Raw genomic sequence first — 17,401 nt, 5'->3', positions numbered from 1 at the left:
GATGGGCTCAACCCACTTCCTCACCAAGACGCTGCCGCACGTGAGCACCGAAATGAGCCTGCACGTGTTGGCATACAACCTGAAGCGGGTGATCGCGATCCTCGGTATTGCCAGAACGATGAAGGCGATCAGGCTGGTGGGGGCGTGAGCACTCTTCAAGTGCCCTTTGCGGCTTGCGCAGCCACGCTCGATCGAACCACCCGCGCGTTTGTGCAACGGGACCACCGGATGACTCGGTGCGCCGAGGACGCCCACATGGGCGCGGGTTCGGCATACTCGCTAGTCAAAGCCGTTTCCACACGGCCTCGGCCGCATCCTGCCACACGTATTCATCTTTGGCAGATCTCGAACCAAGGCCGCCCGTGGCTCGGCTACAGTAAGCCATGGGCGATCCGACAAATGACATCTTCTGGGAAAGTGCTGGGGAGGCCAAGATCAAATTGCGGCCACCGACCCGTATTCCGCTCTCTCAAACCGCTATCAAAGAGACCATCCGCTCGCTCATGCATGGTGTGATGGCGATATATGCGACTTTCGACGAGCACACTCGCGTGTACGAGAGGCTCGCAGAAGTTTCTGTTTTTGACGGGACAGGCGCTACGTTCCATGGCGTATATCTAACAAGCGAGGGACCTCCCACCTACTGCATACGACGGGGCCAGTGGAATGGGAAAAATGAAAGCCTCGAAGGGATGCTTGCCGATTTCTCAGCCCAAGTTCTCTTTTTCGAGGCCAGTTCTCTGGGGGAAGGGCAGTCCACGATCTTAGGATTGGATCCGGCGGAGATTGATGAAGGTGACTTCGTGATCGTTCCTGAGTCTCAACGGACCCGGGGCAACTCAAAGGTCCACTATTTGCTGCTCGATCAGGTAAAGCGGACTCAGCGCTCATATCGGAAAGGGTCGGCCAAGAACGAACGAGTGGAGACGCTGTTCGATGAACTCGGTGCAGTCTTTGCGCAGCTCCAGTCGCCCTCGAACAGGACGCCAGTTCCGACAGAAGTTGAAATCAAATATTCGGCGCACTGTGATCGAGTGCTGCAACAAGCGACCTGCGGCCGGTTTCCTGACCTCACATGAGAAGCACTCCGTAGGCTTTGTCTCATAAAGTCCGGCTATCGATGTCACTGGAGCGAACGACTGGTCCTGGCCGGATGGCGGCGTCAGCCGCTCGACGTATCAGTGAACGGTAGTTTGATCGCGTGGGCTGCGAGCACTGTTTTGTAGTGGTTCAGAAGGCTCTCAAGATGATCTGCAACATCGGCGAGATCTGCAGCAGCCTCCTCGTCGAGGAGATGGGCACTGCGTTGGACGCGACGAACCGACTGCCGAAGACCGTGAAGCGTATCGCCTTGAACCAAGCAGCCGGGAAAGTGACGGTCCGGGTGCCGTAGAACTGCGGCGTTGCTTGTATCGGAATAGATTTCGACCTGCTCTTTTCTCATGATCTAGTGTGTACCGGGAAGGTCAGCTTCTGGCCGACTGTAGCCGGTGAACCGCTACGCAGAATCATCGGCGTAGCCGCCGGTGGACGGAGCCTGACGCAAGGACGCTCCGTAGGTTCGCGACGACACCCGCGGCCTGCCTTAGGAAGCGTTCGGCCTCCACAGTTGGGCGGAACCTCGTGTACACATCGATGACCAACGGACGGCCTTTGGCGTTTGGGTATGAAGCATAGATTTCACCGGACTCGATGAAGCCAAGGTACACGTTGATTTTTTCCTGCAGGAGACGGAGGTGCTCCGTGTCCCAAGGCAGATGGTCGATGATGCTCAGCCGAACCTCGCCGGTCTCCGTGTCGATGCCGACGGCGTCAACGGTTGCGGTGTTTTCAACAGTCATCAGGAGGTTCGCGGGAAGGTCCGGTTGTGGCCGGTGGGGGAAGTCTAGCCTGCGCACCGAAAGCCGTCCTTGCAGGAAATGATGGCCGCTGCCCCCGTTACTGTCTGGCAGCGTGATTCATCTGACCAAGCTCAACGGGCGGCACCGGTCTTTAAGATCAGACCGCCAATAACTTGCTCATATAGACGGTGACGCCATCCATGAATGGCTCCTCGCGATCGATGGCAAAGCCGTGTCGCAGATATAGATCGACGTTCGACTCAAACAGCTTGTTTGTAAAGAGCCGAAGCCCTTTGAGTCGCAGCGCCAGTCCCGTGTCCCGCGCTCGTTCCAAGAGGATACGAGCATAGCCACGGCGCTGGAAAGTCGGTGCGACCGCGAGATTCTCGATGAGTAACCAGTCTGGCTCTGGGATCATCTCGACGAGGGCGGCGAGCTTGCCGTCAACCTCCAATAGGTCGACCAGATGCTCCCTCACCGCTGACTCGTAGTCCGCCTTCATCGGGAGGGGTTCGCGTCCGATCACCGGAACCCACTTCGCATACGCGGCCCGGGTCAGCAAACCGACGGCCGCCGCATCTTTCTCTCCCGCGCGTCTGAATTGCAAGCTCATATGTGAAAAGTCCATGTGAAAGGATCGCGCGAACGCCCGGTGTTGACCGAGATGAGCCGGAACATGCTCCGACATTAGGTCATCGGCGGCGCCGGCAGAGTCGGCACCACATGGCTGTAAAAGTAGCCAACTGCCCTCCAGGTGGCTTCCCACTGCGTCGCCGCTGCGAGAACCTTCTCGTCTTGATAGAAGATGCGTCGATGCCTTTGCTCGAACTCTGCGAGACCGTGAGGGGCGACGATGGTCCACGTCCGGTCGGCGGCTTTCCAGTAGCGCCAGGTTTCGGGGGATGACGTCTTGCCGCCATACCCCAACGTCAGCCATCGCCTCTGATGCCCGTCGGCGTCCATGCTCATGAGTGAACCTCTACATCTATTGGGAGGCTGTCCGACCGTCCGATGTTGGCCGGGTCAAGCCGTGGGCCTTAGGTACGCAGGCGCCTGCGCATGCTTCTCGTATGCTCCGTAGCGAACGGCCGATGGGTAGTACTCCGCTGAGAACTGCACCTTGCCCGCAGCATCGGCGCCGGCCTCGCTTGCGATGAACGCCAGCATGAGGTCAATGCCCGCTGAGACGCCTGCTGATGTCCAGACGGCTCCATCTTTGATGTAACGCTCTTCAACCACCTCCACATCGCCGAGAGCACGCAGGCGGTCAAGAGACCCCCAATGGGTGGTAGCCTTTTTTCCGGAGAGAAGCCCTGCGGCATGGAGGATGAAGGCGCCGGTGCAAACGGAAAGCACCGCCATGCAGGTCTTTGCCTGGGTGGAGACGAATTCGACCAAGGCAGGGTTGCTGACCTCCGTCCGTGTCCCCTGGCCGCCTGGAACCAACAGGTAATCAAGAGCCGGACAGTCCAGAAATGAAAAGTGCGGATTGATTGATAGGCCCTTGGCACACCGCACCGGCCCCGAGGATTGAGCAACCAATAGGCAATTGCTCGGGCCCTCCGCGACTTTGGCCCACATGGTGACCATTTCCCAAGGCCCAACGAAGTCAAGTTCTTCCACGTCATCGAAGACCAGGATGCCGAAATTCATGGAAGAACCCTTTTGGGGCGCGTGCGCGCGACTTTGAGGAAGGATATGACAGCTTCTGGCCGATTGTGCCCTTTGCCGCAGGTCAGGTATAGCCGCGACAGCTGATGCCTTACCCATGGAAAGCAAGCGCTGCATCAAGGGCAACTGCACTCCGGCGCGCGCATGCTGAGGCTCCCTCAACTCGATGGGAGACCATCATGGGATCATCAAACACTGCAACCTGTCGCGGGCCCTGGAACAAGGGCAAGATCGTCGGCCAGAAGGCGCCTTTCAAGCTGAAGGACATTTGGGCGCTGCGAGTGCGGCTGCAACTGGAGGGCCGAGTGCGCGAGCTCGCTCTCTTCAACCTGGGCTTGGACAGCAAACTGCGAGGCTGCGACCTTGTCAGCCTGAAGGTCAGGGACGTGTGCCACGGAGAGCAGGTTGCCCCACGGGCAACCGTGATGCAGCACAAGACGCAGCGTCCGGTGCAGTTCGAGCTCACGCCCGGAACCCGCGAGGCTGTGCAGGCATGGATCCAGCGCACTGGACTGCGATCGGACGACTTCCTGTTCCCGAGCCGATTGCACGACTCGCCGCACCTCGGCACCCGGCAGTACGCCCGGATTCTTGGTGGCTGGGTCAGGGAGCTTGGCTTGGACCCTGCCGACTACGGAACGCACTCGATGCGACGGACGAAGGCGACGCTGATCTACCGGCGGACGAGGAACCTCCGCGCGGTGCAGTTGCTGCTCGGCCACTCCAAGCTTGAGTCGACCGTCAGATACCTGGGCATCGAGGTGGATGACGCCCTGGAGATCTCGGAGCAGACGGAAATTTGAGTAAGCGTCGATTGCGCGACGCAGATCGGTCCGCCTTGCTGCGGCAGTGAGGCGGATCGACGTGCCGCCGGATGGCTCGATTGCAACGCACAGCAGTCATTCAGCGGGCCGCACCGACTGACTGCAACCAGTGTGAAGCCGACCTCGAACTCTGACTTACACGGCTGCCCCCGGCTAGGACCGTACCTCCGTCACTGCGCTCAGATCGTTGGATAGCGCAGCACAATTTCGCACCAACCCGGGTCGAACACGCTCGTAGTTCCAAGTTTCGGCAGACAGTGTGATCAGGCAGACTCGGTAAATGAGCTTCTCTCCAGCCGACATCGCGTATTTCCTCGAAGTGGCCCGTCAGGGCCACGTCGGCCGTGCGGCCGAGGCCGTGGGTGTGACGCAGCCCGCGGTCTCAAAGGCGATCCGGCGGCTGGAAGACGCTGTTGGTGTCGCGCTGTTCGAGCGCGGCGCGCACGGCGCTCGCCTCACCGCCGAGGGCCAGCTCTTCCTCGAATCGGCACGACGCTTCGATTCCGAGCACATGGAACTGATGCGTTCCGCCACCGAGCTGCGCGCGCAGCATGCGGGCCTGTTGCGCGTCGGCCTGACCAACGCTGCGAGCGACGGCCCCGTCGTGCGCGTGCTGTCGGAGATGGTGCGCCATCGTCCCGGCCTGCGCTTGGCGATGGTCATCGGCAAGTCAGATGCGCTCAACGATGCGGTGGCAAAGGCCGAGCTCGACGTGGCCGTCGTGCCGTCCTACCCGGGCATCTCCTTCAGCTGTGACCAGCTGGCCCTGAGCGAGGACACGGTCCGCGTCGCCGCGCGCATCGACCATCCACTCGCACGGCGGACCGCTTTGACGCTAGCCGACCTGGCCGATTGCGCCTGGGCCATGCCGAGCCGACAGAGCGCCGCGCGCCGCCTGGTGATCCAGATCTTCGAGCAGGCCGGCGAGCCCGCGCCGCGCGTCACGTTGGAGGCCGACTACATGTCGGACGCCGCGATGGGACTGATCGCCGGTACCGACCTGCTGGGACTGGTGCCTGCCTCGGTCATGAGCGCCTGGCGCGGGCGTGTGGACGCGCTGCCGTTGCCGATGCTCGAACTGCGGCGCACGCTGGTGCTGCTCACGCGGCCGCAGGCCAGGTGGTCGCCGCTGATGACGACCTTTCGCGATCAACTGCTGGCGAACCGCGTGCCGCCTGCTGTGGCGATCGCCCGCTGATCCTCGCGTCAGTCGTCGTGCGGCGCGCCTGCCTGGCATTCCCACTGGTTATCGGATTCTCCATCCACGGGAATGGCATCTGGCCCCGGTCTCGCTAGATTGAAGTACCCAGAGCTTCAGCGAGAACAGACCGTGAATCCACCCAACATCGTCCTCATCGTCGCCGACAACCTCGGTTGGGGCGAGCTCGGCTGCTACGGCGGCGGCGCGCTGCGCGGCGCACCCACCCCGCGCATCGACGCACTCGCCCGACAAGGCCTGCTGCTGCAGAACTTCAACGTCGAAAGCGACTGCGTGCCGACCCGCTCCGCGCTGATGAGCGGGCGGCATCCGATCCGCACAGGCTGTCTGCAGTCGGTGCCGCCGGGACTCCCGCAAGGACTCACGCGCTGGGAAGTCACGCTTGCCGAACTGTTGTCAGCGCAGGGCTATGCCACGGCGCACTTCGGCAAATGGCACCTCGGCGACATCGAAGGCCGCTACCCGTCAGACCGTGGCTTCGACGAGTGGTACGGCATCCCGCGCACCACCGACGAAAGCCAGTTCACCTCGACGGTCGGCTTCGACCCGTCGGTCGCCGACATCCCGCGCATCATGCGTGGCCGTCGCGGGGAGCCGTCGGAGATCGTGAAGGTCTACGACCTCGACAGCCGCCGCGGCATCGATGCCGAACTCGTCGAACACTCGCAGGCCTTCATGCGGCGCCACCATGCAGCGCACAAGCCTTTCTTTCTGTACCTGCCGCTGGTGCACCTGCACTTCCCAACGCTGCCGCATCCGGATTTCGCGGGGCGCACCGGCGCCGGCGACTTCGCGGATTCGATGGTCGAGATGGACCACCGCGTCGGCCAGATCGTCGACGAGGTCGAGCGGCTCAGCATCGCGGATGACACGCTCTTCATCTTCTGCAGCGACAACGGCCCCGAGTTCCGCGCGCCGTACCGCGGCACCGCCGGCCCGTGGCGCGGCACGTACCACACGGCGATGGAAGGCAGCCTGCGCGTGCCGTTCATCGCGCGGTGGCCGGGCAAGATCGAGCCCGGCCGCATCAGCAACGAAATGGTTCACGTGACCGACCTCTTCACCACGCTGGCGGCCGTTGCCGGCGCGTCGCTGCCGGACGACCGACCCATCGATGGCGTTGACCAGCGCGCCTTCCTGTTCGGCGAGGCGGAGAAGTCGGCGCGCGAGGGCTTTCTGTTCTATATCAAGAACGACCTGCGCGCGGTGAAGTGGCGCGACTGGAAGCTGCACTTCTACTGGGAGCCGGAGGTGAACGAGGGCAAGGGCAAGCTCGAGTCGCCCTACCTCTTCAACATCACGCGCGACCCGAAGGAAGAGACCGACGTGCTGGTCTTCAACACCTGGGTGCTCGGCCCGATCCTGCGCATGGTGCAGGCCTTCAACAAGAGCTGCCAGCAGTTTCCCAACACGCCACCGGGCAAGCCCGACTGAGCGCAGTCGTTCGTCCATTCACCACCTTCAGGAACCTCGCATGTCCACACAGTTCTTCCCTCGTCGCGCGTTCGTGGCCGCGGCCGCCGCACTGTGCCTGTCCGCAACGGTGCTCGCCGCCGGCGACCCGGGCGCCTGGCCTAACGCCAAGCCCATCACCTGGATCGTCGGCTTCCCGCCCGGTGGCACCGTCGACGTGCTCACGCGCGTCGCCGCGCGCAAGCTCGGCGAGAAAACCGGGCAGTCGGTGGTGGTCGAGAATCGGCCAGGCGCCTCGGGCGCCATCGCGCTGCAGGCTGCGGCCAAGGCCGCACCGGATGGCTACACCCTCATCACCGTACCCGGCCCAGTGCTGTACGCGACGCAGCCGCCCGAGGTAGGCAAGGAACTGGTGGCGGTCGCCACGCTGGCGCAGGGGCCGATGGTGCTGGTGAGCGGCATGCCGAACGCGCCTGCGAACCTGAGCGAACTGATTCAGGCGATTAAGAAGAGTCCGGCCACGTGGAGCTATGCGACGTCCGGCAACGGCACGTCGCAGCACCTGGCCGGCGAACTCTTTAACGTAAGCGCTGACACGGCCATGACGCATGTGCCTTACAAGGGCGGCGGCCAGGCGGTGGTCGACGTTGTGGGCGCGCAGATCCCGCTGGGCATGCTCGGCGTGACGCCGGTGCTGCAGCAGATCAAGTCCGGCAAGCTCAAGGCTTATGCGGTCACCACCGGCTACCGCATCGAGAGCCTGCCCGACGTGCCGACCATGAAGGAGGCCGGGCTGAAGGACTACGACGCCGCGCAGTGGTACGTGGTCGCGACACCGAAGGGCACGCCAGCGGCACAGGTGCAACAGCTCAACGTCTGGGTCAACGAGATTGCCGCGTCGGCCGAGCTCAAGCCCTCGCTGGTGGCCAGCGGTTCCATCGCAGGCAAGGGCAGTGCGAAGGAGGCGCAGCAGTTCATCGAGCGCGATACTCAAAAATGGAGGGCGCTTGCAAGTAATGCAAAGCTGGACCTTCAATGAAGTCGGACTGCACACAAACCATCCCCGCGTAGCACGGCCCCCTTGAAGGACCGCTCCGGGTCGGGCGCGATGCCGCTTTGGGCGCCAAGCGGCGCTTAGATTTGGCGGATCTGAAGACCGCAATGCAGCGGTTGCGGTCACTGGGCATAAGTTGACGACTTAGCGTTGACCGGCATCGAGCAGACGTTGGGCGCTGCGGTAGCCACAGCAAAGGCCGATGTCCAATTGCTTCACCCATCTCTTGTCTAATGAATTGGCGTGCCGAGTGCAAGAAGCTCCGCATGCTCGCCAGCGCATCGACGCCAAATTCATGAATCGAGCCAAGGACTGGACGCCGCTACATCAGAAAGCAGTGGCGCGAGGGTTAAGTTGCGTACACATCTGTGAAAAATCCGCGAACACATTTCTGAACATGGACGATCAAGGCCTGGTTGGCGACTCGCCCGCGCTGGCACGTGCACTTCATTCCGACCTAAAGCTCCTGGCTTAATCAGGTTGAATGTTTCTTCGCCCTCATCACCGACAAGAGCACCCACCGCGGCTCATCCTCCCGCGCCCAGCAGCTCGTGCAACCCATCGGGCGCTCCACCACCGCTTACAACCCCCCAATGCCAGCCCTTCGAGTGGACCGCCATCGCCGAGCCGATCCTTGGGAAGCTGCATCGACTTTGCTCATGTATCGACGGAACAGGCCACTAGCGTGCGAGGAGCCGCGAAGCGGATTCAGCGAATGACGAATGCCACATTGGCCAACACATAACCGACGGGCAGGAACACGCCGCCTCCCACGTATTGCAGCTCCAGCGAGTCCTGTTGCCCTCCGGAAATCGACCCGGCCGTGCCGAGGGTGGTCGAAGCGCGACGCGTGCCGAGATGGATGGCTGAGCCCGACTTGGCGGCGGCCACCTTCAGGCCGTCGGCGCTGCTCGCGACCGCAGTCCAGGCACCGGCGTCGCTCGTCGCACGCCAGGTCCGGCCGCTGTCGCTGGACTCGTAGAGGCGACCACCGCTGGTGGCGGCCACGACGTAGCGGCCGTCAGCGGACGTGGCGATGCTTCGCCATTCCCGGTTGACGCTCTGCGCTTCCCACGTGGTACCCGAATCGGTGGAAACCCAGACGGCGCCCGTGTCCACGGTGGCGTACAGGATGCTGCCGTCCGCCGACGACGCCGCCGACCACCAGAATTGGCCGCTCGCGCGCGCGGTCCAGCTCACGCCATAGTCGGTCGAGACATACAGTTGGGCGCCATTGGTGGCCGCCACCAGAACCCGGCCATCGGCCGAAGAGGCCACGGCGCGCCAGGCTCGGTTCGACTCACGCGCAGTCCAGCTGCTGCCGCCGTCCGAGGACGTCCAGATCTGCCCGAGGTAGGCGGTCGCGACCAGGCGCGACCCGTCGGCGGAACTGGCCACCGCGCTCCACGCTCGGGACGATCCGTCGTTGGACCATGTGCTGCCGCCGTCGGTCGAGCGGAAAAGCGCACCGCCGTTGGTTGCGGCGAGCACCGCAAGTCCATCGCTGGAAGAAGCGACGCCACTCCAGGTCTGTCCCGTGAGGCGCAGGCCCCAGGTCGCACCGGAATCGCTCGAGGTGTACAGATCGCCGCTGCTGGATGCTGCCGCCAGACGGGTGGCATCAGCGGACGAGGCGAGGCTGCTCCAGCTGCTGGTGAGCGCCACCGAGCGCCAGTCGAAGTCCGATCCGCCGGGCAGGCCGCGCGTGTCGATGCGCTGCCCCGCGTTCTGCGCGATGGTCCACCCGCCGCTGCCTACCCCCGCAACCTTGATCCAATCGCCCACCGTGGGTGCGGGCGGCAGGGTGAGCGTGACGCCGGTGCCCGAATTCGCCTGATAGCCGGTGTTCGACTCGGTCTGGACACTCGAGGCAGTGACGTTGACCCAGCGCGTGTCGGCCGGCGCGGCCGCGCACACGTAGGCCGTGGCCGTGACCTCTGCGGCGTCGAGCACGCCGTTGGCGTTCAGGTCCAGCCCGGACTGCACGCGTTGACCGCCATAGGTGCAGGTGCCGCCCGGTGCTTCGGCGGCGAATGCGAGCAGGCTGTCGCGGCCATTCGACCCCGCAGCGCCCGTCGCACCCGGCCCACCGCCGCAGACGTAGGCCGAACTGGTCACCTCCGCATCCTCGAGCACGTCGTTGCGGTTCAGGTCCTTGCCGGCCAGCACTTGCGAGCCGCCTTGCGCGCAGTTGCCGCCGGCGGGCTCGGCCCGCATGCGCACCAGCGTGCTGAGGCCATCCACCCCGGCGGTGGCGTTGCAGATGTACTGGGTGGACGTGACTTCGCTGTCCGCGAGCACGTGATTGTTGTCGGCGTCCAGGCCGGCCTCGACGCGTGCGCCGCCCAAGGTGCAGTTGCCGCCGACAGCCTCCGGCTTGACGCGCATCAGCACAGTGGATTCGCCGGATGTGCCGGCGGGCGCAGGAGTGGCGGGCTGCGGCGCGGTGGGAACGAAGAATGCCGCGTTACCCGCGCCACCTCCGCCTCCGCCGCAGGCGAACAGTGCCATAGAGGCGGTCAGCCCTGCGGCGAGGCGGGCATTGCGAATGATGCGGCAGGCGGGTCTGGACGAAGGCATGAGCGGCTGCAATGGATATACGAAGGGACTTGGGGTGCGCGGCGAAACGCAACGCAACGGATTGTAAGAAATTGCTGCCATGCAATGGATCGCAAGGAGTTGGTAAAGGGACGCGCCGCACGTGCCTGGAACGAAGCGTTCGTTGCATCGATTGGAGCCTGGCGCCATCCGACCTTCGCGCAGCGCGCCGCTGAACTTTCGCAAGTTTGTTTTCGCGCCATTGGAACCGCGCGAGTGTGTCGCTCTGGCATCTATCCATGGGCTCGCGACCGGCTGATTTGGGCCCGATTGCGACGTTCATGCGTTGGACCTGAGGACCGGCCGTCAGTGAAAGGGACCTCGGCAAGCGGCGGCCGCGCAGGTTTCTATGCCGCCAACCTGTGCTCGTAATACGGCCGCTCGCGGTCATCGAGGATCGCGTACGAAGCCTCAAGATTCGCGCGATTCGGCTTCAGCCAGGCGTCGACGTTCTCCGGCTTGATCGGGATGATGCAGCGGTCGTGGCCGGCGGCGGCGATCTCTTCCGGCGGTTCATCGGTGATCGCCGCGAACGAGAGCAGGTCCGGCTCGCCCGGTCCCGACCACTCCGACCAGAGGCATGCCACAAGCATGTCCTGCTGCGGCCGCGGCCTGAATTCAAGCACCACATCCTCGCCGTCCCGCTTGACGTGCTCGTAGAAGGCATTGACGACCATGATCCCGTGCGAAAAGCCGAAGACCTCCTTCCAGAACCCCTCCAGGTTGTCGCGCCGGGCGTTGTAGGTGCCCGGATAGAGGATGTCGTATTTCGCCGGCTTGCCGGCGGGTCGGCATTGGTAGCGCATGGGCTTGACCACCCGCTGGCCGTCCTCCCAGATCATCACCGGCGCGTACACCCCCGGAAAGATCCGCGCGTCCCGCGGCTCGAACTCGACCCGCCTGAGATCCGCCAGCTTGCCCAGTCCCCATTCGACCTTCGCGGTGGCGATCCGCAGGTCCTCCGTCGCCTTCTTCGTCGTCTTGACCTGGAGCTTGCGCTCGGCATCGGCCAGGCGTTTGCGCTGCGTGAAGAGGTCCTGCTCGAGCTTGGTGGCCTGCTCGGCATTGAAGGCATCGATCAGGCCCTTGATCTCCCGCTCTTCGTCCGACTCCGGGTCCATGAAGGCCGCGTCCATGGCCTTCGGAATCTTGATCCTGGGATTGCCCTGGCGCTCGTAGTACAGCTTGGCAAAGGCCCGCAGCGACAGGACGCCGCCGAACAGGCGGAAGAACCGCTTGTAGTCCGCACGGATCTGGGCTGAGTAGCACATGCGGCCCATTGTGGCGAGGAGGCCGCTCGGCCGGGACCGGGTTTCATCTAGGCGATCGTCGGGGAGATTTTTTCACCTGGCGAGATCGCGGACAGAATTTGTAAACCTTCTTGCTCACTTCCCGGACCGGAAGGATACTGTATATCCATACAGTTATCGGAGTCCTTGTGGCCATCCCCCTGTCATGGGCCGATGGCAGCGAAGCGCCCTCGCCCGCTCAGATTTCCTCTCGGCCAGCGCAGCCACGGCGTCCGTCGGTCGTGCTGCCCCACGCCATCGAATCCGCGGTCTGGCACGGCGATGCACTCGGCACGCCCGTCACCTCTGCCGTCGGCACGGGCTTCGACCGCCTCGACGCCGAACTGCCGGGCGGCGGCTGGCCGTGCCAGTCCCTGACCGAGGTGCTGCAGGTCCAGCCCTCGGTGCTCGAATGGCGACTGCTCGCCCCCGCCATGCGCACGCTGGTCGCGCAGGGCAAGCAGATCGTGGTCATCGGCCCGCCGAAGGCGCCCCATCTGCCGGGCCTGCGCCACCTGGGCCTCGACGAGCGCCACCTGGTCTGGATCGCCGCCGACAAGCCGGTCGAGCGCCTCTGGGCGACCGAGCAGCTCATCAAGGCCAATGCCGCCGGCATGCTGGTCAGCTGGCTGCCGCAGGCCCGCCAGGAGCAGATCCGCCGGCTGCAGGTCTGCGCCCAGGGCTGCGACGGTCCGGTCATCCTGTGTCGGCCGGCCGCCGCCGAGCACGAGGCCTCGGCCGCACCGCTGCGTTTGCAGGCGCGGTTCGGCATCGACTGGGAACTGCGCATCCACCTGCTCAAGCGCAAGGGGCCGCCGCATGAGGGGGAACTGACGCTTCCCTCGGTGCCCGGCGGTCTCGAGGCCATCCTGACGCCGCGTCTTCGCCATCCGAGCCGCCTGATCGCGGCGCGCCAATCCCGGGAGCTTTCCCATGTTGTGGGCAGCCCTTCTTCCCGACAGCCTGCCAGCCGACCCGCAGCCGCGCACTGAGGCGCTCGATGGCCTCGCGACGTGGTGCCTGCAGTTCACGCCCCGCGTCGCGGTCCTCGAAGCGCTGCTGCAATGCCCGGCCGTCGTCATGGAACTCGAACAGAGCCTGCGCCTGTTCGGCGGCAAGCGCCGCCTGGTCGAGCGCTTGCGCGAGGAATGCCCCGACCTGGGCGTCCGGCAGCTGAGCTGGGCACCCACGGCTCTGGCCGCACTCGCGGTGGCAAGGGCGGGCTTGTCGAATGGCTTCGCCAAGCCGCTCGCCCAGCTGCTCGATGCGCTGCCGATCGAGACCCTGACGCAGGTCGCCGCCCACCAGGCGACGCTCGCCCGCCTCGGCTGCCGGACCTTGGGCCAGGTGCGCGCCTTGCCGCGCGGCGGCCTGAGCCGCCGCTTCGATGCCCAACTGCTCGCGACCCTCGACCAGGCCTACGGGCTGCGCCCGGAGACCTATGCCTGGGCCCAGCTGCCGGAGACCTTCAATGCCAGGCTCGAGCTGATGGCGCGCGTCGAGCATGCGCCGGCCATGCTGTTCGGGGCGCGCCGCCTGATGCTGCAGATGGCCGGCTGGCTCATGGCGAGGCGATCCGGCGTAACCGCCTTCACCTTGCGCTGGTGCCACGACGCGATGCGCGCCAAGGCCGCCGGCGACGGCGGCGAGCTCACCGTGCGTACCGCCCAGGCCACGCGCGACACCGAGCACCTGATGCGGCTGCTGGCCGAGCACCTGGGCAAGGTCGAACTGCTCGCGCCCGTGGGCGACCTGGAGTTGCTGGCGACCGAGGTGCAGTCGCTCGAGGAGAAGAGCCTCTCGATGCTGCCGGAGGCAAGGCAATCGGGCGAGAGCCTGGCGCTCGTGCTCGAGCGCATCGCGGCCCGCCTCGGTCCCGACCGCGTGCTGCGCCCGGTCCTCCTCGAAGACCACCGCCTGGAGTGGATGTGCCGCTGGCGCCCGGCGCCCGAGCCCGCGCCCGCGCCCGCGCCGCGCGCGGCGTGCCGCATGGTCGACGTGCCCCAGCCGACCTTCATCCTGCCCAAGCCGCTGCGGCTCGCGACCCAGCACAACCGTCCGATCTACCAGGGCGTGCTGCAGCTGCTCGCGGGACCGCACCGCGTCGAGGGTGGATGGTGGGACCGCACGACCATCGAGGGCGAGGGGAACACCGGTGCGCAGGAGACCACGCGGCAGGCTTCACGCGACTACTGGGTGGCCGTGAGCGAGCATGCCGGCGTGCTGTGGATCTTCCAGATGCGCCTGGCGCAGGACGAGACGGCGTGGTTCCTGCACGGCACCTTCGCCTGAGAGACATGCCATGGAACTGCCCGACTACGCCGAGCTGCGGTGCGTGAGCAATTTCAGCTTCCTGCGCGGCGCCAGCCAGCCGGACGAGCTCGTCGAGCGCGCCAAGCAGCTGGGCTACTCGGCGCTCGCCATCACCGACGAATGCAGCCTGGCTGGCGTGGTACGCGCGCACGTGGCGGCCAAGGAGCACGACCTCAAGCTGCTGATCGGCAGCCAGTTCCTGGTCGAGCCGGATGAACGCGTCGACGGGGATGCGCCGCCGTTCACGCTCACCGTGCTGGCCTGCGATCTGGCGGGCTACGGCAACCTCTCGGCGTTCATCACCCAGCTGCGGCGCAGCTCGGAGAAGGGAAGCTACAGGCTGCAGCTCGCGGAGATCCGCGGCGCCGAACTCGCCGGCTGCGTGGTGCTGGCCTCGCCCAAGCGCATGGCGATGCCGGCGCAGCTGGCTTGGCTCGGGACCTGGCTGCTGCGGGAGTTCCTCGGCCGCTGCTGGTTCGCCGTCGAGAAGCTGCGCCTGCTGGACGACGAGATGTGGTTGCACCGGCTGGGCGAGGTCAGCGCGGCCACCGCGATCCCGCTCGTGGCCGCAGGCGACGTGCATTTCCATGTGCGCTCGCGCAAGCCGCTGCAGGACGTGATGACCGCGACACGCCTGGGCAAGCCGCTGACCGATTGCGGCCTCGAACTGCAGCCCAATGCGGAGCGGCATCTGCGCACCCGGCTGCGACTCGCGCAGACCTATGCGCCCGAGCTGCTCGCGGAGACGCTCAAGGTGGCGGCGCGCTGCAGCTTCAGCCTCGACGAGCTGCGCTACCAGTACCCCGACGAGGTGGTGCCCGCGGGCGAGACGCCTGCTGGGTACTTGCGCCGCCTCACCTACGAGGGGGCCGGCCGCCGCTGGCCCGATGGCATTCCGGCCAAGGTCCAGGCGCAGATCGAGCACGAGCTCGCGCTCATCGCCGAACTGAAGTACGAACACTACTTTCTCACGGTGGCCGACATCGTGATGTTCGCGCGATCGCGGCACATCCTTTGCCAGGGCCGCGGCAGCGCCGCGAACAGCGTGGTCTGCTACTGCACCGGCGTCACCGAGGTCGACCCCGGCCGGATGAGCGTGCTGTTCGAGCGCTTCATCTCCAAGGAGCGCAACGAGCCGCCGGACATCGACATCGATTTCGAGCACGAACGGCGCGAGGAGGTGCTGCAGTACCTCTATGCCAAGTACGGGCGCGACCGCGCCGCCATCACCGGCGTCGTGATCAGCTACCGGCCCAAGAGCGCGATCCGGGACGTGGGCAAGGCGCTGGGGATGTCGCTGGAGACGGTGGACGCGATCGCCAAAGGGCATCAGTGGTGGGACGGTCGGGCGGTGATGCCTGAGCGCCTGCAGGAGGTGGGCCTGTCGGCGGAGTCGCTGCAGGTGCAGCAGCTGCTGCACCTGACCGCGCAGCTGATCGGCTTTCCGCGGCATCTGAGCCAGCACACGGGCGGTTTCGTGCTCACGAAGGGACCGCTGTGCCGCATGGTGCCGATCGAGAACGCCTCGATGCCCGAGCGCACCGTGATCGAATGGGACAAGGACGACCTCGACGCACTCGGACTGCTGAAGGTGGACTGCCTGGCGCTCGGCATGCTGACGGCGATCCGCAAGGCGCTGGATTTGATCGGGCTGCGCAAGGGCTGCGTGTTCGGCATGCAGGACATCCCACCCGAGGACAGCCCCACCTACGACATGATCTGCAAGGCAGACACGATCGGCGTGTTCCAGATCGAGAGCCGCGCGCAGATGAGCATGCTGCCGCGCCTGAAGCCGCGCTGCTTCTACGACCTGGTCATCGAGGTCGCGATTGTGCGGCCGGGCCCGATCCAGGGTGGCATGGTGCACCCGTACCTGAACCGGCGCCAAGGCAAGGAGCCCGTGGTCTATCCGAGTGAAGCCCTGAAGGAAGCGCTCGGCCGCACCCTGGGCGTGCCGGTGTTCCAGGAGCAGGTGATGCAGATCGCCATCCTGGCGGCGGGCTTCACGCCGGGCGAGGCGGACGGCCTCAGGCGCTCGATGGCGGCCTGGAAGCGCAAGGGCGGGCTGGAACACTACTACGCGAAGATCGTCGACGGGATGACCGCGCGCGGCTACGAGGAGAGCTTCGCGAAGGCCATCTTCGAGCAGATCAAGGGCTTCAGCGAGTACGGCTTTCCGGAAAGCCATGCCGCGTCGTTCGCGCTGCTGGTCTACGCGAGCTGCTGGATCAAGTGCCATCACCCGGCGGAGTTCCTGGCGGCCATGCTGAACTCTCAGCCGCTCGGGTTCTATTCGCCGTCGCAGCTCGTGCAGGACGCGCGGCGCCATGGCGTCGAGGTGCGGCCTGTCGACGTGATGTACAGCGACGTGGACTGCACCTTGGAAGACCTGGCGCATGAACCGGCCGTGCGGCTCGGGCTGCGCATGATCGGCGGGCTCAAGTCCGCCTCGGCCGACCGCATTGTCGAGGCCCGTGGTCACCAGGTCTTCGACAGCACGGAAGACTTGGCGCTGCGCGCGCGGCTCGAACTGCACGAGATGAAGCTGCTGGCTGCAGCCGATGCGCTGATGAGCCTGTCGGGTCACCGGCGCCAGCAGGTCTGGGAAGCCGCGGGGCTCCGGTCGGCGCCCGGGTTGCTGCGCGGCGCGCCGGTCGACGAGGATTTTCTGGAGCTCGATGCGGCGCCCGAGGGCGAGGAGATCGTCTTCGATTACGCCTCGACGGGGCTGACCTTGCGCAGGCATCCGCTCGCACTTCTGCGCGAGCGCCTGGCGCGGCGCGGCCTGATGACGGCGCGGGATCTCGAGGGGATCGAGAACGGCGGGCAGGTGAGCCACTGCGGCATCGTGACCTTGCGCCAGCAACCGGAGACCGCGAAGGGCACGATCTTCGTGACGCTGGAAGACGAGACGGGCGTGGTGCAGGTGATCGTGTGGAAGAGCCTCCGGGATGCGCAGCGCCAGCAACTGCTCGGCGCGCGGCTCATGGCCGTTCATGGCACATGGCAGCGCGAGGGAGCGGTGAAGAACCTGGTGGCGGCGCGGCTGGAGGATCTGACGCCCTTGCTGGGACGGCTGGCGGCGGCGACGGTGAGCCGGGATTTTAGGTAGGGAAACACACCAAAGGTGCGGAGGGCCTGGTAAAGGTCACAGGGACTGCGCTCTCACTTCCGATGGT

The 17,401-nt window shown here is 65.4% G+C and carries 15 protein-coding genes and 1 pseudogene; 9 read left to right on the top strand and 7 right to left on the bottom strand.

The window, feature by feature from the left end:
• Positions 1–383 precede the first annotated feature (383 nt).
• Positions 384–1,079, top strand: a complete 696-nt coding sequence (locus tag IB278_RS24430; RefSeq protein ID WP_192326058.1) for a hypothetical protein — start codon at positions 384–386, stop codon at positions 1,077–1,079.
• 83 nt (positions 1,080–1,162) lie between these two features.
• On the opposite strand, the gene IB278_RS33930 is transcribed toward IB278_RS24430, so the two are convergent.
• From IB278_RS33930 to IB278_RS24405, 5 genes are all read right to left on the bottom strand, one after another.
• Positions 1,163–1,444 (bottom strand): DUF6959 family protein, encoded by a 282-nt coding sequence (locus IB278_RS33930; RefSeq protein WP_164547973.1) that lies wholly within the window; start codon positions 1,442–1,444, stop codon positions 1,163–1,165.
• Between the two features lie 64 nt (positions 1,445–1,508).
• Positions 1,509–1,841: a DUF6572 domain-containing protein gene (locus tag IB278_RS24420; RefSeq protein ID WP_192326054.1), complete on the bottom strand. Its 333-nt coding sequence runs from the start codon at positions 1,839–1,841 to the stop codon at positions 1,509–1,511.
• A gap of 157 nt (positions 1,842–1,998) precedes the next feature.
• Complete coding sequence (locus tag IB278_RS24415; protein ID WP_192326052.1) at positions 1,999–2,454, bottom strand: GNAT family N-acetyltransferase; 456 nt, start codon at positions 2,452–2,454, stop codon at positions 1,999–2,001.
• A gap of 74 nt (positions 2,455–2,528) precedes the next feature.
• Positions 2,529–2,810 carry a hypothetical protein gene (locus IB278_RS24410; RefSeq protein WP_192326050.1) on the bottom strand — a complete coding sequence of 94 codons (282 nt, stop codon included), beginning with the start codon at positions 2,808–2,810 and terminating at the stop codon, positions 2,529–2,531.
• 54 nt (positions 2,811–2,864) lie between these two features.
• Complete coding sequence (locus IB278_RS24405; RefSeq protein WP_192326048.1) at positions 2,865–3,494, bottom strand: DJ-1/PfpI family protein; 630 nt, start codon at positions 3,492–3,494, stop codon at positions 2,865–2,867.
• A 197-nt stretch (positions 3,495–3,691) separates the two neighbouring features.
• Here IB278_RS24405 and IB278_RS24400 point away from each other — a divergent pair, with 197 nt between their 5' ends.
• From IB278_RS24400 to IB278_RS33925, 5 genes and pseudogenes are all read left to right on the top strand, one after another.
• Complete coding sequence (locus tag IB278_RS24400; protein ID WP_192326046.1) at positions 3,692–4,315, top strand: tyrosine-type recombinase/integrase; 624 nt, start codon at positions 3,692–3,694, stop codon at positions 4,313–4,315.
• A 301-nt stretch (positions 4,316–4,616) separates the two neighbouring features.
• Positions 4,617–5,534 (top strand): LysR family transcriptional regulator, encoded by a 918-nt coding sequence (locus tag IB278_RS24395; protein ID WP_192326044.1) that lies wholly within the window; start codon positions 4,617–4,619, stop codon positions 5,532–5,534.
• Between the two features lie 132 nt (positions 5,535–5,666).
• Entirely contained in the window at positions 5,667–6,989 is a 1,323-nt protein-coding gene (locus IB278_RS24390) for an arylsulfatase (protein WP_318646703.1), read from the top strand.
• A gap of 40 nt (positions 6,990–7,029) precedes the next feature.
• Positions 7,030–8,007 carry a Bug family tripartite tricarboxylate transporter substrate binding protein gene (locus IB278_RS24385; protein ID WP_192326040.1) on the top strand — a complete coding sequence of 326 codons (978 nt, stop codon included), beginning with the start codon at positions 7,030–7,032 and terminating at the stop codon, positions 8,005–8,007.
• Positions 8,008–8,426: 419 nt separating this feature from the next.
• Positions 8,427–8,706 (top strand): annotated as a pseudogene (locus tag IB278_RS33925) (IS630 family transposase); the annotation flags it as partial.
• 24 nt (positions 8,707–8,730) lie between these two features.
• On the opposite strand, the gene IB278_RS24380 reads toward IB278_RS33925, so the two are convergent.
• Positions 8,731–10,659: a WD40/YVTN/BNR-like repeat-containing protein gene (locus IB278_RS24380; protein ID WP_192326038.1), complete on the bottom strand. Its 1,929-nt coding sequence runs from the start codon at positions 10,657–10,659 to the stop codon at positions 8,731–8,733.
• A 308-nt stretch (positions 10,660–10,967) separates the two neighbouring features.
• Positions 10,968–11,891 (bottom strand): SOS response-associated peptidase family protein, encoded by a 924-nt coding sequence (locus IB278_RS24375; RefSeq protein ID WP_192326036.1) that lies wholly within the window; start codon positions 11,889–11,891, stop codon positions 10,968–10,970.
• A 260-nt stretch (positions 11,892–12,151) separates the two neighbouring features.
• Between IB278_RS24375 and imuA the strand changes: the two genes are divergently transcribed.
• Genes imuA through IB278_RS24360 form a run of 3 tightly spaced genes read left to right on the top strand, consistent with a single transcriptional unit; the run spans position 12,152 to position 17,334 of the window.
• Entirely contained in the window at positions 12,152–12,901 is a 750-nt protein-coding gene (imuA, locus tag IB278_RS24370) for a translesion DNA synthesis-associated protein ImuA (protein WP_318646702.1), read from the top strand.
• Positions 12,843–14,201: a Y-family DNA polymerase gene (locus tag IB278_RS24365; RefSeq protein ID WP_192326032.1), complete on the top strand. Its 1,359-nt coding sequence runs from the start codon at positions 12,843–12,845 to the stop codon at positions 14,199–14,201. The genes imuA and IB278_RS24365 overlap by 59 nt, the downstream gene beginning before the upstream one ends.
• 10 nt (positions 14,202–14,211) lie before the next feature.
• Positions 14,212–17,334 (top strand): error-prone DNA polymerase, encoded by a 3,123-nt coding sequence (locus tag IB278_RS24360; RefSeq protein ID WP_192326031.1) that lies wholly within the window; start codon positions 14,212–14,214, stop codon positions 17,332–17,334.
• The last annotated feature ends 67 nt before the right edge of the window (positions 17,335–17,401 follow it).

Origin of the sequence: Variovorax sp. VRV01 (assembly GCF_014852545.1) — a bacterium.
Taxonomy (GTDB): domain Bacteria; phylum Pseudomonadota; class Gammaproteobacteria; order Burkholderiales; family Burkholderiaceae_C; genus Variovorax; species Variovorax beijingensis_A.
Note: the sequence above shows the minus strand (reverse complement) of the source record. Positions and strands in the feature narration are given on the sequence as shown.

Coding starts and splice junctions, on each gene's coding strand:
- IB278_RS24415 (WP_192326052.1), bottom strand. CDS start 2,454: ATGAGCTTGCAATTCAGACGCGCGGGAGAGAAAGATGCGGCGGCCGTC.
- IB278_RS24365 (WP_192326032.1), top strand. CDS start 12,843: ATGTTGTGGGCAGCCCTTCTTCCCGACAGCCTGCCAGCCGACCCGCAG.
- IB278_RS24360 (WP_192326031.1), top strand. CDS start 14,212: ATGGAACTGCCCGACTACGCCGAGCTGCGGTGCGTGAGCAATTTCAGC.
- IB278_RS24420 (WP_192326054.1), bottom strand. CDS start 1,841: ATGACTGTTGAAAACACCGCAACCGTTGACGCCGTCGGCATCGACACG.
- IB278_RS24430 (WP_192326058.1), top strand. CDS start 384: ATGGGCGATCCGACAAATGACATCTTCTGGGAAAGTGCTGGGGAGGCC.
- IB278_RS24410 (WP_192326050.1), bottom strand. CDS start 2,810: ATGAGCATGGACGCCGACGGGCATCAGAGGCGATGGCTGACGTTGGGG.
- IB278_RS24375 (WP_192326036.1), bottom strand. CDS start 11,891: ATGTGCTACTCAGCCCAGATCCGTGCGGACTACAAGCGGTTCTTCCGC.
- IB278_RS24405 (WP_192326048.1), bottom strand. CDS start 3,494: ATGAATTTCGGCATCCTGGTCTTCGATGACGTGGAAGAACTTGACTTC.
- IB278_RS24385 (WP_192326040.1), top strand. CDS start 7,030: ATGTCCACACAGTTCTTCCCTCGTCGCGCGTTCGTGGCCGCGGCCGCC.
- IB278_RS33930 (WP_164547973.1), bottom strand. CDS start 1,444: ATGAGAAAAGAGCAGGTCGAAATCTATTCCGATACAAGCAACGCCGCA.
- IB278_RS24395 (WP_192326044.1), top strand. CDS start 4,617: ATGAGCTTCTCTCCAGCCGACATCGCGTATTTCCTCGAAGTGGCCCGT.
- IB278_RS24400 (WP_192326046.1), top strand. CDS start 3,692: ATGGGATCATCAAACACTGCAACCTGTCGCGGGCCCTGGAACAAGGGC.